16 protein-coding genes and 2 other annotated features are annotated in these 16,926 nt (G+C 34.4%); of the genes, 13 read left to right on the top strand and 3 right to left on the bottom strand.

What is annotated here, in order from left to right; translation table 11 throughout:
• Positions 1–55: 55 nt before the first annotated feature.
• Positions 56–1,435: an MATE family efflux transporter gene (locus LKE46_RS00965; protein WP_291717565.1), complete on the top strand. Its 1,380-nt coding sequence runs from the start codon at positions 56–58 to the stop codon at positions 1,433–1,435.
• A gap of 10 nt (positions 1,436–1,445) precedes the next feature.
• On the opposite strand, the gene LKE46_RS00970 is transcribed toward LKE46_RS00965, so the two are convergent.
• The gene (locus LKE46_RS00970; protein ID WP_291717566.1) at positions 1,446–2,024 is read right to left on the bottom strand and encodes a flavin reductase family protein; all 579 of its coding nucleotides are present in this window, start codon (positions 2,022–2,024) and stop codon (positions 1,446–1,448) included.
• A gap of 604 nt (positions 2,025–2,628) precedes the next feature.
• Here LKE46_RS00970 and LKE46_RS00975 point away from each other — a divergent pair.
• Together LKE46_RS00975 and LKE46_RS00980 are read left to right on the top strand one after the other, a co-directional pair.
• On the top strand, positions 2,629–3,114 hold the full coding sequence (locus LKE46_RS00975; protein WP_291717567.1) for a phage holin, LLH family: 486 nt from the start codon (positions 2,629–2,631) through the stop codon (positions 3,112–3,114).
• 155 nt (positions 3,115–3,269) lie between these two features.
• On the top strand, positions 3,270–3,944 hold the full coding sequence (locus LKE46_RS00980) for a hypothetical protein (protein WP_291717568.1): 675 nt from the start codon (positions 3,270–3,272) through the stop codon (positions 3,942–3,944).
• 126 nt (positions 3,945–4,070) lie between these two features.
• Here LKE46_RS00980 and LKE46_RS00985 read toward each other — a convergent pair whose 3' ends face one another.
• Positions 4,071–4,844, bottom strand: coding sequence for a hypothetical protein (locus tag LKE46_RS00985; RefSeq protein WP_291717569.1), 774 nt, complete (start codon positions 4,842–4,844; stop codon positions 4,071–4,073).
• A gap of 171 nt (positions 4,845–5,015) precedes the next feature.
• Between LKE46_RS00985 and LKE46_RS00990 the strand changes: the two genes are divergently transcribed.
• The 3 genes from LKE46_RS00990 to hydF all read left to right on the top strand — a co-directional run bounded on the left by LKE46_RS00990 (position 5,016) and on the right by hydF (position 9,286).
• The gene (locus tag LKE46_RS00990) at positions 5,016–6,497 is read left to right on the top strand and encodes a hypothetical protein (RefSeq protein WP_291717570.1); all 1,482 of its coding nucleotides are present in this window, start codon (positions 5,016–5,018) and stop codon (positions 6,495–6,497) included.
• 136 nt (positions 6,498–6,633) lie between these two features.
• Positions 6,634–8,037, top strand: coding sequence for an aspartate ammonia-lyase (locus LKE46_RS00995; RefSeq protein WP_291717572.1), 1,404 nt, complete (start codon positions 6,634–6,636; stop codon positions 8,035–8,037).
• A 13-nt stretch (positions 8,038–8,050) separates the two neighbouring features.
• Positions 8,051–9,286, top strand: coding sequence for a [FeFe] hydrogenase H-cluster maturation GTPase HydF (gene hydF, locus LKE46_RS01000; protein ID WP_291717573.1), 1,236 nt, complete (start codon positions 8,051–8,053; stop codon positions 9,284–9,286).
• 39 nt (positions 9,287–9,325) lie between these two features.
• On the opposite strand, the gene LKE46_RS01005 is transcribed toward hydF, so the two are convergent.
• Positions 9,326–10,021, bottom strand: a complete 696-nt coding sequence (locus LKE46_RS01005; protein WP_291717575.1) for a DUF6873 family GME fold protein — start codon at positions 10,019–10,021, stop codon at positions 9,326–9,328.
• Positions 10,022–10,146: 125 nt separating this feature from the next.
• Here LKE46_RS01005 and ytxC point away from each other — a divergent pair, with 125 nt between their 5' ends.
• The 7 genes from ytxC to pheS all read left to right on the top strand — a co-directional run bounded on the left by ytxC (position 10,147) and on the right by pheS (position 16,919).
• Positions 10,147–11,013, top strand: coding sequence for a putative sporulation protein YtxC (gene ytxC / locus LKE46_RS01010; RefSeq protein WP_291717576.1), 867 nt, complete (start codon positions 10,147–10,149; stop codon positions 11,011–11,013).
• A 54-nt stretch (positions 11,014–11,067) separates the two neighbouring features.
• Positions 11,068–11,348, top strand: a binding site (T-box leader).
• 73 nt (positions 11,349–11,421) lie between these two features.
• Entirely contained in the window at positions 11,422–13,335 is a 1,914-nt protein-coding gene (gene thrS, locus LKE46_RS01015; protein ID WP_291717577.1) for a threonine--tRNA ligase, read from the top strand.
• Between the two features lie 215 nt (positions 13,336–13,550).
• Positions 13,551–14,072 carry a translation initiation factor IF-3 gene (gene infC, locus LKE46_RS01020; protein WP_291717579.1) on the top strand — a complete coding sequence of 174 codons (522 nt, stop codon included), beginning with the start codon at positions 13,551–13,553 and terminating at the stop codon, positions 14,070–14,072.
• A 23-nt stretch (positions 14,073–14,095) separates the two neighbouring features.
• A complete protein-coding gene (rpmI, locus tag LKE46_RS01025; RefSeq protein ID WP_291717581.1) occupies positions 14,096–14,293 on the top strand; it encodes a 50S ribosomal protein L35 in 198 nt (65 codons plus the stop codon).
• A 27-nt stretch (positions 14,294–14,320) separates the two neighbouring features.
• Entirely contained in the window at positions 14,321–14,680 is a 360-nt protein-coding gene (gene rplT, locus LKE46_RS01030; protein ID WP_291717584.1) for a 50S ribosomal protein L20, read from the top strand.
• Between the two features lie 89 nt (positions 14,681–14,769).
• The gene (locus tag LKE46_RS01035; protein WP_291725498.1) at positions 14,770–15,552 is read left to right on the top strand and encodes a TrmH family RNA methyltransferase; all 783 of its coding nucleotides are present in this window, start codon (positions 14,770–14,772) and stop codon (positions 15,550–15,552) included.
• A 61-nt stretch (positions 15,553–15,613) separates the two neighbouring features.
• Positions 15,614–15,831: a binding site (T-box leader), on the top strand.
• Positions 15,832–15,899: 68 nt separating this feature from the next.
• Positions 15,900–16,919 (top strand): phenylalanine--tRNA ligase subunit alpha, encoded by a 1,020-nt coding sequence (pheS, locus tag LKE46_RS01040; protein ID WP_291725500.1) that lies wholly within the window; start codon positions 15,900–15,902, stop codon positions 16,917–16,919.
• Positions 16,920–16,926: the final 7 nt, after the last annotated feature.

Here is a 16,926-nt window from a genome sequence, read left to right on the forward strand (position 1 = left end):
ATAATTCAATTAGATTGGTGGCTATTTATTTTATAGGAAATTTGGAGTGAAATTTATGGAAATTGGCGATAATAATTTTGCAAAAGAAAAAATAACACGATTGATTTTTAAATTTGCAGTACCCTCTATTCTGGCCTTACTTGTTTCAGAACTCTATAATGTGGTTGATACCATATATGTAGGACACTATATTGGTATAGATGCGCTTGCAGCTGTTACCATTGCATTCCCAATTCAAAAATTACTTATAGCTACTGGCTTGTTGATAGCTGTAGGAAGTTCTACCTACTGTGCCAGAAGTCTAGGCAGGAAGGATAATGAAGGATTCGGGAAAATGGTACTTACATCCATTGGGATTACAGTGATAGTATTATTGTTCATATCTTTGATAATTTTTATATTCAGAGGTCCAATATTTTTTGCCCTTGGTGCGGGTAAATTGACGTATGGATTAGTTGATAAATATGTATCCATAATATTATTGGGAGGAATTTTTCAATCCCTGTCAGTAGTTGTCTGCTATATAATGATAGCATTGAAAAAAACAAGTGCATTATTGTATACTAATTTGGTGGGCGTTACTCTAAACATAGTGGTAAACTATATATTGATAGTTGTATTTGGTTTTGGCATAGAAGGGGCGGCATTGGCTACAGTAATATCCCAGATAAGTGCATTTGTTTTTGCATTTTTTAAATTCAAGGAGGTTGCAGCAGTATTCAATATTTCAATTTCTATTAAGTCAATTTATAAGTCTATTAGAATGGATAACGTAATTGATATAATAACAGTTGGATTTTCAACATTTGTTATAGAATTTGAAGACGCACTTGTTTCCATTGTGCTAAATAGCATACTTTATTCCCAGGGAGGTAATTCTGCAATAGTCATGATGGGAATAATAACAAAGGTTTCAATGTTTCTTTATGTTGTAATAATTGGTATAAGTTATGGTATACAGCCGATAATAGCCTACAATTGTGGTGCTCAGGATCACTCTAAAATAAGAAGTGTCCTGATTACCTCGATCAAGACTATATTGTTGACATCTTTTGTCTGCCTGCTGGTATTTATTGTATTAGCAAATTCTATAATCGGATTCTTTCTGAATGATTCAAACCTAATCAATGAGACAGTGAGAACATTTAGGCTGTGCACTTTTCTAGTCCCGTTTACGGGAATATATTATATAGTTATAAATTATTATCAGGCTATAGGGGAAGCCAAAAAGAGTTTCTTGTTTTCAATATACAAGGAAATATTGATATTTATTCCGTTGTCCCTGATGCTAATCCAGCTGTTTGGCTTGAATGGGCTCTGGTATGCGTATCCAGCAGCGGACGCAGTGGCTGCAATTACAGCTGTGTATTTTTTAAATCAGGTATTGAATGAAAATGAATCCCACAATTTAAAGTCCAGCTTTGCTGCCAAATAAATCCTCAAAATTACTTTTTCCTTTTTTTCTTTCTTACCGAGAAACCGAAAGTACCAAGTGGTTTTGAATTCAGGGCATAATATTCTCCATGGCTATAACATATAAGATTTGCCTTATTAAAACATATTCTATTATTTGAATCCAGCAAATTTTCATCAACTTTGACATTTAATATTTTAAAAAGAAAAAGATCATGTGTTCCAAGGGAAGTAATTGATTTCAATCTGCACTCCAGAGCAACTGGAGAAATTTCCAGAGAAGGTGTTGAAACACAAATACCTTTATCAAGATTTAAGTTGAAGTGTTTTATTTTATCTTCCCTTGAACCGGAAATTACACCGCAATAGTCTACAATTTTGACCATATCTTTTGTAGGAAGATTTACAACACATTCGCCGGTCTCTTTTATGTATTTATAGGAAAGTCTTTCAGGTCTTATGCCTATGGCAATAATGGGATCTTTTGTACAGACGGTGCTGACCCAGGCAGCCGTGAATATATTTAATTTATCAGATGAACTTTTGGAAGTAACGAGAACTACCGGAGCTGGATTCAACATTACACTGCCTTTAAAGTTTATTTTGCTCATTTATGACCTCCAGATTATAATTTGATTTTATAAAGCAATTATAATTAATATATGAACATAAGTAAAATTTAAATTTTTTTATGTTTTGCTTTTTATGTCCACTTTGTAGTAATATTAAAATGTAGCTGTAAAATACTAGAAATACGGCTAAATAAATATCTACCAAAGAGGTAAAATAGATGAAACAAGACTACAAGAAACAAGTAATTTTTTTGCCGCTGATTTGTATTTTACTGATAATAGCTAATTGTATATTCAACAATATTATCCTGAGTATGATAAGTTCAATAATATTACTTTCCTGTTCTGTTGTATATATTAAAATATACTCAGATGATAAAATAAAAGGTAACACAATTCCAAATGAAAGGCTAATAGTTATTAGTACAATAGGGCTGATCCTGAGTCTTGGCTGGTTGATTTTGAATATATTTATGTTTATTATATTTCAATTTGTTTCATGATTCAGTATTTTTATAATAACCATTTTTTATATTGTTTAATACACTGAAAATTGAGGGGAATGTATAACAAAAATAATGTGCATAAATGTCCCTGTGAGACACAGACAGTATAAACTTTATAAAAATGGGGGAAAATAATTATGTTTAATATAAATGATATTATTGCAGTTGGAGGAATTCTGGTAGGAGTAATTGGAGGTGTATTTGGAATTGTGTCGCTTTTGAAAAGAGACAGCAAGTTTCAAAAAAAAGTATCATCGTCAAAACCTACAGCTGCATTGATTGACTGGATTGAGCAAAAATCGGTGTCAGGAGTAAAGGCAGCTGAACAGCTGTCACATTCAGGAAGACTAAAGACAAATCAGGAAAAATTTACGGCGGCACAGAATACAGTGTATGCAGCACTTGAGGAAATAGGCGTGGTTCCTACAGATAATCAGAAGAAGCTGATTGATGATTTTATTCAAGGAGCTGTCAATGATCTTGGACATGGGCCAGAGGATGAAGTACAGAAAAATCAACAGCTGCAGAGTATTCAACAGAAGCTTGCAGTTCTGCAGTCAGAAAATGCACAGCTGAAGCAGACACTTATCTCAATAAAAGGTACGGCGGGAACAATAGAATAGAGATATGTCATCAAGTCTTAAAAATAATATGGAATTAAGAGTAAGAGACGGCGCTTTTAAAAGGGTGCTGTCTCTTATTTCTTTTATATGATACATAAATTGGAACATATAATTTTAGAATTGAGGGAAAAATACACTTGAAGGGAGGAAATAAAATGAAAAAGATAAGGCTTCTGAAAGCAGGAGAAATTGAGGTAAGAGTGCAGAGCATAAAAGAAATCAATAATGCTGTAGGTTGTGTGCTGCTGCTGTATAAGGATGCAAGAGTCGATATGAAGATATTAGATGAAACTTTTGGAATAACAGGATGGAGAAGAACACATGAGCTTATAAATGGCAATTTATTTTGTAATATAGATATATGGGATGATGAAAAAAAGGAGTGGGTAAGAAAACAGGATGTTGGGGTTGAAAGTTATACCGAAAAGGAAAAAGGACAGGCGTCGGACAGTTTTAAAAGAGCCGGGTTCAACATTGGAATCGGGAGAGAACTCTACACTGCACCGTTTATATGGATTAACCTTACAAATGGTGAGGTCGTTCAAAGAGGCAGCAATCTAAGTTTGTCACCAAGATTGAATTTTAAGGTTAAATCAATAGATTATAATGACAGCAGGGAAATCAGCTCACTTAGAATTGAAGACAACAACCATAGAATAAGATACTCCATGGGTAAAAATACAGAAGAAAAAGTATCGCCTAAAAACAACAATAAGTGTGAAAAGTGCGGTATTGAAATAACAGAGAATGTAGCAAACTACAGCAAAAGCAAATTTGGACATGTATTATGCATGAATTGTCAGAAAAGCGAGTTCAGTATAAAAAGATAAATAAAGTGGACAAGTATTTACAGGCAGGGGGATGGTTTAAGGAGAATAGATATTGAAAAATACTGTCAGTGTTCAATTAAAAAAGATGTACTGTGAAGCACATCTTTTTTAATTGAAATTTTTATTTCAAGGATGTAAATTTGAGTTGATCTGTTTATTTTCTGAAATAGGATCACAATCTGGAAACAGAGGTTTTAAGTTCTGATCCGGATAAAATTTTGGTATCGGTTCCTTATTGAATTTTTCACATACATTTTCTTCAGGTTCAGATGGACATGGCTCCTTAGGAACAGGACAATAGCTATAGGCTGGTATGAGAAGCTGTACTATGAGTTCACATTTAACAACAATGTAATACCCCAGGGTTATATCCAAAACCACACATTTATCATCATCTTTGTGGAATGAAGTCTGAAGTGCTTCGGCTACCATTTCAAGCTTTATTATATTTGTATCCTGACTGCAGTTTCCAGATACCTGAACTATAGAATCCGGACAATAAAATTTACCTATTACATCCTGCCTGTTTATTTCGAATAATTCACTTTTATTTGTTGCATTGCAATCAACGTAGTCAGCATAGAATGAAATAGTATAGCATATAATAAGTTTTTTAAAACCTTCTTTACCGCGAATTGGAATTTTATTCACGGATTTTAATGTAATTTTAAAATCCCTGCAGCCGATAAATATTTTGGGGCTATCCAATGGATTGCTTCTTAATTCACAGTCTGTAGTATTTGTGTCAGGCCCTTTACAATAAGAGAGGCATCTTTTAATTAGACATTGGTCAAAAACTTTTGGAACTTCAACACAAACAAGTTCTGATGGATCTGGCAAACGTCCTTGTTTGTTTACAAGACCGGGACGAGGCACAAATTTATCAAAATTTATGGACATTGATTCTCCTCCTTATAAAAGATTATGGTGATAATACATTACTTACGATATATATTATGCAGAAATATTATAGTTGTGATATTTAAGTAAGCTGCTTTGGGAAATTTTTATTGAGCAAGCAGGTTATAAATTGAATTCAACCAAATATAATTAAAGGGGGTGGATAATACTATGAAAAATGATTATCCTTGGATACTTAATATTGATGATACTTTGTGGAAAGTATATTTAGATGGCAATAATTCGTTAGTTTATAGGATAATGCAAGAGGAAAGCAAGTGGTCAGAGGAAAAAATTATTGATGTAGAAGTAATTAAATTTACAATATGTGTAGAAAGTGAAATAATTCATATAATATATTTAAATAAAAATAATGAGATGAAATATTGTACAAACAAAGAGGAAAAATGGTTTGGAAAAGTACTTTATATTGTAGAAAAAAATGAATTGAATATAGAGAGTTTAAAAACAGCAATTTTAAATGGCAGGATGCATTTATTCTATTTGCTTGTAGCTCCGGGAGAAAGCAAGCATGGAATTTTAAAACACTGTATATGGAATGGTACCAGGACAGATATTTATACTGTTCAACATATAGTTCTTTCAGACAAGGTTGAAGAATATTATGAAGTGGTTGTGGAAAAAAATAAATATATTCATGCTTTTTTCCTTTCAGACAGAGGAAATGAGATATCGTTGAATTACTGCAGATATGATGACTCATGGTCGACAGCCCAGAGACTCTATGGGCTGCAGGGTAATAATATATTGTTTAGAGTACTGTATATAAATAGTGGATTTGAAATAATCAACAAGAGCAGGGATGGAGTAATATATTCTCTGGACCATGTTCATATTGAAGATAACATAGACATGAAGGAATATAAAATATATAAAGGTGAAGCAGATCCGGTAGAACCTGTTCTATTTTATGCAAAAAACAGCATTTATACCTGCTGGAAAGAGAAAAACAGTATATTTTGTTCCAACTACAAGATGGGCAAATGGAGCATACCTGTTTGTCTCAACAAGGGAAATGAAATGCAGCTTGGAATATTCAATTTTATACAGGGAGCTGCCGGTGAAGTAGCTAATATGATTTATGGCGCTGAAAATGCCAGAGATGATACAACACATGTATTTTCACATGAAGAATTATGGGAGAACTTTGTAAGAAAACAAAAGAATAGGGAAAACAGCAGTATAAATATAAGACAGGAAGATGAAAGCATTGAGGAAATACAGGAAAAGTTTAAAAACATATTTTATGAAAACAGTATTTTAAAAGAAAAGATAGATTCCTTCAGCAGTTATATGCAGAAGAAAAAACAGATTACAGACGAATATAAAAATAAAATTGCAAAAATCATTGAGCAAAAAAAGAGGCTGGAGGAAAATTGTAAATTCTTTATGGAGGTCAAGGATAATATACAAAGAGAACTCAATCAGGTAAAACACAAGTTGGAAAGCAAGGAGAAAGCTGAGAAGAGTACTAAATATAAACTTGAAGAAAAAGATAGAAGCAACAGGGAATTGAAAGACAGGCTTGATTCTCTTATAGAAGAAAATATGAGACTTAGAGAGGAATTGAATTTGGAGAAAAGCAGGCCGCTGTTGAGAAAGTTGTTTGGAAAAAAGGACAATGATATATAATAATCTGTATAAAACTCTGATTGATTGATCGGAGTTTTATATTTTATAAGGCCAGATGTTGCATCAGCACTTGAAAATATAGAAATTTCAGTCTAATATTAAGTATTACATGGATATTTTATTAGGAGGGAAAAACATGCGTTCCAGGATAGAGAAGGATTTGCTTGGGGAAAGAAAAATATCTGATTTAAACTATTTTGGTATAAATACACTTAGGGCCCTGGAAAATTTTGATTTACAAGGTAAGATCAATAATGTAAATTTAATAAGGGAAATTGCACTTATAAAAAAAGCTGCAGCCATAGTCAATAGGAATTTGAATAATATATCGGATAAAAAAGCAGCTGCAATAATTAAGGCCAGTGAAGAAGCTGCAGCCGGGAAATTTGACGGACAATTCAAATTAAGTGCCTTTCAAGGCGGGGCTGGAACGTCCACAAATATGAATGTAAACGAAGTTATTGCCAATAGGGCAATAGAGCTGCTGGGAGGTAAAAAAGGCGACTATAGTTTGGTCCATCCACTTAATGACGTTAATATGTCGCAATCTACCAATGACGTCTATCCAACTGCACTTAGAATTGCAGCTATAAGGGCTATAAGAAAATTGAGCAGTTCCCTGGCTGATCTTCAGAATGAACTGCAAATTAAGGAAAATGAATTTTCAGATATATTGAAACTGGGCAGAACTGAGTTGATGGATGCACTTCCGATGATGGCAGGACAGGGATTCGGAGCTTATTCCAGGGCAATATCAAGGGATAGATGGAGAATCTACAAGGTGGAGGAAAGACTCAGAGAAGTAAATATAGGCGGTACTGCAATAGGTACTGGATTTAATGCTTCAAATAAATTTATATATGAAATAACAGATGTGCTCCAGGATTTGACCGGGCTTGGAATTGCAAGATCCGACTATCCAATGGATATTACCCAAAATTGTGATGTTTTTGTGGAAGTATCCGGATTGCTAAAATCACTTGCGGTCAATCTCATGAAAATTTCAAGTGATCTGAGAATTTTAAATTCAGGACCGAAAGGTGGAATTGGGGAGGTTATTCTTCCGGAGGTTCAGGCAGGTTCTACTATAATGCCCGGGAAGGTCAACCCTGTTATAGCTGAAATGGTTGCACAGGTCAGCATGAGAGTCATATCGAATGATGCAGCCATAACCATGGCAGCTGGATCAGGACAGCTTGAATTAAATGCATTTGTTCCTTTAATAGCTGAATGCCTTTTGGAATCACTTGAGCTTCTTGAAAGGGCAGTAGTGATATTTGGAGAAAAGTGCATTAAAAGTATCAATATAAATGAAGAGAATTGTAGAAAAAATATAGAGGCTTCTACAGCTGCAGCTGCAGCTCTCGTGCATTATATTGGATATGACAGGACAAGTGAACTGGCAAAAAAGGCTTTGAAGGACAATAGATCCATAAAAGATATTCTGTATGAAATGGACATATTGCCAAGGGATAAAATTGATGAGATATTAAATCCGTATCAGCTTACCAAACCGGGTATACCTGGTAAATATGAATAATGGAGGTGCAGTGATGGGATTGAACGAAACACCGCGTTCAGTTAGGACGCATATAGCAATCTTCGGGAAAAGGAACGCTGGGAAATCAAGCGTTATAAATGCCATAACTGAGCAGAATGCAGCTATTGTATCAGACGTTAAGGGAACTACTACAGATCCTGTTTATAAGTCTATGGAAATCCTTCCAATAGGGCCCTGTGTAATAATAGATACTGCCGGTCTTGATGATACTGGTGAATTGGGGCAGCTTAGAAGACAAAAAACAATGAAAGTTCTGAATGAGGCAGACATATCCATAGTTGTAGTGGATTCGACTGTTGGAATAACAGATTATGATGAATACATAATAAATGATATAAAGGAAAAGAAAATTCCAATTGTAATTGTATTGAATAAAGCGGATTTATCAGATGCAGGAAGTGATGAAGTTCAGAGTATAGAAAAAAAATTTGGAAGCCCTGTAATAAAAGTATCTGCAGTTACAGGTAGTGGAATAAGAGAACTGAAGGGTGAAATCATAAAAGTACTGCCTGAAAGCAGTGATAAATTCAAGATAATTGGAGACCTGATAAATCCAGGAGATTTTGTGGTCCTGGTTACCCCTATAGATAAAGCGGCTCCTAAAGGAAGACTTATACTTCCACAGCAGCAGACAATAAGAGATGTTCTTGAAAGTGATGCCATGGCTGTAATTACAAAGGAATACGAGTTGAGAGATACCCTCGATAACTTGTCCAAGAAACCCAAAATAGTTGTAACGGATTCCCAGGTATTTCTAAAAGTTGCTGCTGATACACCTAAAGATATATTGATGACGTCATTTTCAATATTGTTTGCAAGGTATAAGGGAAATCTAGTAGAGCTTGTAAAAGGGGTCAAGGCCATAGGTAAATTAAAAGATGGGGATAAGATCCTGATAGCAGAGGGGTGTACCCATCACAGACAGTCAGATGACATAGGAACAGTCAAAATACCAAGATGGATAAGGCAGGCTACCGGGAAGAAAATAGACTTTGAATATTCTTCAGGAGTTTCTTTTAAAGATGACATAAGAAAATATGCTCTTGTAGTTCACTGCGGTGGATGTATGCTGAACAGGTCAGCCATGCTCTACAGGATCAATTCGGCTAAAAAGTTTAAAGTCCCAATAGTCAATTATGGTATACTTATTGCATATGTACAGGGCATATTGGATAGGGCACTAAAACCATTCCCGCTGGCAAATATGGTATGGAAAGAAGAAAATTAGAAGAACAGGGCCTGTTGAAATGAAATTTTCAACAGGTCTCTATATAAAGAATATACTTCCTCTGTCTATGAGTTTCCCTTTCCTCAAGAATACAGGCTTCATATTGTGTTTTTTTAGAAAAGCAAGCATTTTTTCACCATAGGAATAATAGCTCAAGTCTCCAAAAAATACTACACAATCGTCAAAGGAGCCGCAGCATCCCCCTATAAAGCCATAATCGAAGTTAGGAAGTAAAATATCTCCATAGGGGATTTGCAGCAAATTGACATTCTCCTCTAAAAGTGCAGTATAAATACCGGTATCACTTGTAACAACTGCATTTTTACCGATTATTGCCGAGGAACATTTTGTATAGCCCTGGTTTACATTTATAAGCTTTTTATTTTTTATATTATTTAATAATACATGATCTGTATATTTTAAATTGTGGACGAATAATTCTGGAAGATCAAGTGCGTTCAAAATTATGTCCTCTGGATATCTATCTGTAAGTTTGCATTCGGATAAAAGCACATCTATGCCTATATTTTCTAACTTTTTTATAAAACTTTTATCAATATTTCGGTGAACTACAGCAGTATGTTTGTCTATAAAATGCAGAAGCATATCCGGATGACCGCAGACTTCGCCGTAGAGCTCTCTGCATGGCGGGCATATTATAATTTCTGCTCCAAGTTTGATCAAATTTTCTTTTTCTTCAATGCTTGTTCTAAAATCAATAATTGCGTATTTCATGTTAATTCTCCTTTTATGTTTGTAAATATTATAAGCTTGCAGGCTAAACTTGTCGATATTTGACAATCAAATTTTGAATATAGATTTTGTTTAGATGCATACTATTTGAGAAGGGAGTGTGAAAAATGCCGCTGTTAATTTTAGTTTATAAGGCTGAAAAAGAAAATATAATAAATGGAATAAGAGCTATGAGAGAATATTTTAAAGGTAAAAATATAAATATAGGTATATCTGAAAAGATGGAATCCGATACTCACTTCCTAAAGATATTTTCCGATAGTGAATTAAATGAAAGGCTTAAAAATATATTCAATATTTATATAGCTGATATACTGTACAGTATAATGGTAGATGAATTCTACAAAAAGGACATGGACAATTTTTTAAGTGAGACCTATTTTTTCTTGAATACCGGGGAGATTGAGTGGATAAAAAAAGAAAGTATTAATTGTATTAAAGGAAACATATCAATTATAGATGAAAATTCTGTCTATTGTATAAATAAAAAAAATGACATAATTGAAAAGATAATAAGATGTATAGATGAAAACAACAATATAAACGTAGAAGGATTTGTTACCTTCAGAATGAAGAATATACTGGATGATTTTGAAAGTATAGTGGATAAAGTGGTAGAAAAGTACATGGTTGAAAAAGAATATGATGAGTTTATAAAGCTTCTTAAGTATTTTGTGGAAATACAGGAAAGCAAAATAGATTATCTGGATATAGTTATACAAGATAGTGGAAATTATATTATAAGAGACGAAAATGGCGCTGATATAACAAATAAATTGTTCAACGAGCTGGATGAATGCAGAAACAATAATGCTGCAACTTCTGAAGATATGCTCATAAGTACTCTTATAACCAATGCCCCTGAGCGTATAAGCATACATTCCATTGAGAATTGCAGAAATGAAGAGCTTATAGATACAATACAGAAAGTGTTTACTGACAGGGTAAAGCTTTTTAATAAATGTAATGTATAATAGAATTTTTTATATTGACATATTTGATCAATAATAATAAAATAAGTACCATAAGCAAAGGTAATGACAAGGAAAAGTAGATAAAACATTGTCTCAAGAGATAAAAACTTGTTAGCTGAGAGGTTTTTTAGACGATGTTTATTGAAAAACCACCTTTGAACCGGATACTGAATATGGTATCACATATTTATCCATTATTAAGTATTTCCGTTAACCGGCGTTAAAGGTACAGAGATAACAGTATAAGTGTATGTATCGATCTATATAACTATACAATTATTTGTATGCTTTACGGTTAACTTGGGTGGAAACACGGCAGACAGCTCGTCCCATGATTTATGGGAGGGGCTTTTTTAATTTTAAAATTATTAATATCGTTGCTATATATTTTGTAGGAGGAGGAAAATAATGATAAAAGTATCTTTGAAAAATGGAAAAGTAATTGAAGTTGAGAGCGGATCTACTATATCGGATGTAGCATCTAAAATAAGTATTTCCCTCGGGAAAAAGGCGGTAGGTGCCAAGTTGAATGGAAAAGTTGCAGAACTCATGGAAGAAGTGAGGGAAGATTGCAGGGTTGAAATACTTACATTTGAAGATGAGGAAGGAAAGAAGATAGTATGGCATACTGGATCCCATATACTTGCACAGGCAGTCAAAAGGTTATATCCGGATGTAAAATTAGCCATAGGTCCTGCCATAGACAATGGATTTTATTATGACCTGGATGCAGATTTTTCATTTACGCCGGAGCTTCTTGAAAAAATTGAGTCAGAAATGAACAAAATAATAAAACAAAATGAGAAGCTTGAAAAATTTGAGTTGCCAAGACCTGAAGCCATAAAATTAATGGAAGAGGCTGGAGAACCCTATAAAGTTGAATTGATTAAGGATCTTCCAGAAGATGAGGTAATAACTTTCTATAGACAGGGAGACTTTGTAGATCTCTGTGCAGGTCCCCATGTACCTTCAACAGGCAGGGTAAAGGTAGTAAAACTTCTTTCAATTGCAGGGGCCTACTGGAGAGGAAATGAGAACAATAAAATGCTCCAGAGAATATATGGAATTGTCTTTGAAAAGAAAAGCGAACTGCAGGATTATTTGAAAATGATAGAAGAAGCCAAAAAGAGAGATCATAGAAAACTTGGGAAAGAACTTGATTTATTCAGCATACATGAGGAAGGCCCCGGATTTCCTTTCTTCCATCCAAAGGGAATGGTTATAAGAAATACCCTTCAGGAGTTCTGGAGGGAAGTTCATAGGAAAGCAGGGTATGATGAGATAATGACTCCGATCATATTGAATGAGGAATTGTGGCACAAGTCAGGACACTGGGATCATTATAAAGAAAATATGTATTTTACTAAAATAGATGATGAGGATTATGCTATAAAGCCAATGAACTGTCCAGGTTCAATACTTGTATATAAGAGTAAAATGCATTCCTACAAGGATTTTCCTATAAGATATGGTGAAATGGGAATTGTTCACAGACACGAGAAATCAGGAGCACTTCACGGACTTATGAGAGTGAGATGTTTTACCCAGGATGATGCACATATATTCGTAACTAGGGATATGATTAAAGAGGAGCTTTTGAATGTAATAAAACTTATAGATAATTTTTACAAGGTATTTGGATTTGAGTATTTTGTGGAACTGTCCACAAGACCGGAGAATTCCATGGGAAGTGATGAAGACTGGAATACTGCAACAGAGGGCTTGAAGTCTGCATTGGAGGCAGCAGGACTGGATTACAAGGTGAATGAAGGAGATGGAGCTTTCTATGGACCTAAGATAGACTTCCATTTAAGAGATTCAATAGGAAGAACATGGCAGTGTGGAACAGTTCAGCTGGATTTCCAGATGCCATCATGTTTTGACTTGACCTATGTAGGACCGGATGGGGAAAAACACAGACCAGTCATGCTCCACAGAGTTGTATTTGGATCTATAGAGAGGTTCATAGGAATATTGATAGAAAACTATGCAGGAGCTTTTCCCGTATGGCTTGCACCGGTTCAGGTTGAAGTTATGAATATAACTGACTCACAAATTGATTATGTGAATAAAATAGTAGAGGAATTAAAGGAAAGGGACATTAGAGTGGAGTCCGATGTAAGAAATGAAAAAATAGGATATAAAATAAGGGAAGCTCAGATGCAAAAAGTACCATATATGATTATAATTGGAGAAAAAGAAGTAAGAGAAGGAAACATATCCGTTAGAAGTAGAAAAGAAGGGGATATAGGAAGCATGCCGCTTGATGAATTCATTTCCAGAATCAAACATCAGATAGCTGAAAAATCAAGGGATATATAAAAAAATTATAGCAGCATATATTGACAACAGTGGATATGTATATTATACTGAATCATGTTGAGTTTAAAGAAGAAACCAGCCGTTTCTCACCTTACGACATTGCCGATAGGGTTATCAGGAATTTCAATATAGGATTTTAACATCTTTTTTCTATTGAAGTATAAGAGACGGCATATGCTGTCTCTTTTTTATATGTGTGATTGATTTATTAGGGGGTGAAAATTATTAATAAAGATTTTCTTGTAAATGAAAAAATAAGAGAAAAAAAGGTAAGAGTTATTGGAAATGACGGACATCAATTCGGCATTATATCTTTGGATGAAGCTCTTGGGTTTGCAGAAAAAAGTGAACTTGACCTGGTATTGATAGCTCCGGATGCAAAGCCGCCTGTCTGTAAGATAATGAACTATGGCAAATTTCTTTATGAGCAGACAAAGAAGGAGAGGGAATCCCGAAAAAAACAGAAAGTTACGGCACTAAAAGAAGTGAGACTCAGTCCTACTATTGAAGAACATGATATTTCCATTAAATCCAATAATGCAAGAAAGTTCTTGCTGTCAGGAGATAAAGTTAAAGTTACGATAAGGTTCAGAGGAAGAGAAGCAGAGTATTCATTTACTGGAAGAAAGATATTAAATAATTTTTATTCTAAACTTGAAGATGCCTGTACAATAGAAAAAAAGGCAAAACTTGAAGGAAGAAATATGATAATGGTTTTATCACCTAAAAAAGCATAATTGAATCGAGAGGAGGAATTGCTATGCCAAAAATGAAAACTAAGAAGAGTGCAGCAAAGAGATTTAAGGTTACAGGGACTGGAAAGCTTAAAAGGGCAAAGGCTTACAAAAGTCATAAGTTAACTGCTAAGACTTCAAAGGTCAAGAGAAATCTTAGGAAAACAGGATATGTTGCAGGAGCTCAGGAAAAGAATATGAAGGATTTACTACCTTATTTATAATCGGGAATTCTAGAAGGAGGTTAAAAAATGGCAAGAGTGAAAAGAGCTGTGAATGCTCGTAAATATCATAAAAAAGTATTAAAATTGGCTAAAGGCTATTACGGCGGAAGAAGCAAACTGTTTAAAACTGCCAACGAGTCTGTTATAAGGGCACTTAGAAATGCATATGTAGGAAGAAAGTCGAAAAAGAGAGATTTTAGAAAGCTTTGGATAGCACGAATAAATGCTGCAGCAAGATTAAATGGGCTTTCATATTCAAGGTTTATAAATGGAATAAAGACTGCGGGAATAGATATGAATAGAAAGATGCTTTCAGAAATAGCAATAAATGATCCAAAAGCATTTACTGAACTGGTTGAGATAGCCAAGAAACAATTAACTGCATAAATAAGATTGTATTTACATAAGAGTGTAGGGTTTCTACACTCTTTTGAATTAGTATATTACAAATAGAAGTTCAGGTGAATTTATTGGATATTATAAAGAGCAGGGATAATTTCAGGATTAAAGAAGTCAGAAAACTAAAGAATAGAAAATACAGGAATCAAAAAGGTGAATTTATAGTAGAAGGATTCAGATTTGTAGAAGAGGCGGTCAAGTCCAGATTCAATATTTTAATGATTTTTGTAGAAGAGGATTCGAAGGATAAATGGAGAGAATATATGGACAGCAGAAATATGGATATAGATGTTGTCGGAAGGATGTATTATACTTCCCATGATGTATTTAAAACCATAAGCAATACAGAAACTTCACAAGGTATAATTGCCGTAGTTCAAAATAACAATTTAAATATCATAAAGAAGGATGGCTTCTATGTACTTGCGGATAAAATTCAGGACCCCGGGAATATGGGAACTATAATAAGAAGTGCCCATGCATCTGGAGCATCAGGCATAATATTGACTAGGGGAACTGTAGATGTATATAATGAAAAGACACTCAGATCTACCATGGGCTCCGTATTTTACATACCAATATTGATAGATTATGATTTGGAGATTACAAGGTCGTTGAAAGAAGACGGGTTTCAAGTTGTAGCCAGTGAACTTGATGCCAATGTGAATTTTTACAATGTAGACTTAAAAGGGAAAATAATACTGGCTGTGGGAAATGAAGGAAATGGACTAAGTGATGATATAAAAAACATGGCAGACATAAAAGTTAAAATACCAATGCCGGGAAATGCTGAATCACTAAATGCCTCTGTGGCTGCATCCGTTATGATGTTTGAAGTTGTAAGACAGAAATTAAATTGACTTTTAAATATTGACATTGCAATAGGATAATTGTAATATTTACAATATGCAATAAATTATATACTGTACTTTGATGGAAAGAGTAGAAGTATGATTATTTACAGAGAGAGAAAATTTTAGTTGAGAGTTTTCTTAAAGTACATCCTGCTTTGAAGTTCATTCTGGAGTTCCAATTGTGAATATACAGTAGCGGTTGGCGGGTAAAATCGTTAAATTTGACAAGTGGATATTTATTATATCAATTTGGGTGGTAACGCGGATACGGAGTTCGTCCCTTTATAGAGGATGGACTCCTTTTTATTTTAACGAGTTTTATATGTTGTTATATTGAAGGAGAGGATATTTTGATAAAGGAAAAGTTACAGAAGATAAAAGAAGAGGCCATCAGGGAACTTAAAGACATAAAAGATAATACGGATGTAAACAGTATAAGAGTGAAATACCTTGGGAAAAAGGGAGAACTTACCCATATATTGAGAGGTATGAAATCACTTTCACCAGAAGAAAGACCTTTGGTGGGCAAATTGGCAAATGAAGTGAGAAAAAACCTTGAAGATGCCATAGAAGGAGCTTCACACAGGATAAAGAATGCAGAGAAAGAAGTTAAATTGGGAAATGAAACAATTGATATAACCATGCCTGGAAAAAAACAGATTATAGGTAAAAGACACCCTCTCGAACAGACTCTGGAGGATATGAAGCAGATATTTATTTCAATGGGATTTACTATAGAGGAGGGTCCGGAGGTAGAACTTGATTACTACAATTTTGAAGCACTTAACATACCGAAGAATCATCCGGCAAGAGGTGAACAGGATACTTTCTATATAAATGACAACATAGTTCTCAGAACACAGACTTCTCCAATCCAGATAAGAACTATGGAAAAACAAAAACCTCCTATAAAAATGATATCTCCAGGAAAGGTCTATCGTTCAGATGCAGTGGATGCTACGCATTCACCAATATTTTATCAGATGGAAGGACTTGTAGTTGACAGGGGAATAACTTTTTCAGACTTGAAGGGGACTCTGGAACTGTTTGCAAAGAAGATGTTCGGTGAAGGAATAAATACAAAATTCAGACCACACCATTTTCCATTTACAGAACCTTCTGCAGAAATGGATGCAACATGCTTTGTGTGTGGAGGAAAAGGATGCAGGGTTTGCAAGGGTGAAGGCTGGATAGAGCTTTTAGGATGTGGAATGGTACATCCGCAGGTACTTAGAAACTGCGGTATAGATCCGGAAGTGTACAGCGGTTTTGCCTTCGGCATGGGTGTGGACAGAATGGTTATGCTGAAATATGGCATAGATGATATAAGAAATATGTATGAAAGCGATATGAGATTTTTAAATCAATTTTAGGAGGAAA

Origin of the sequence: Clostridium sp. (assembly GCF_022482905.1) — a bacterium.
Taxonomy (GTDB): domain Bacteria; phylum Bacillota; class Clostridia; order Clostridiales; family Clostridiaceae; genus Clostridium_B.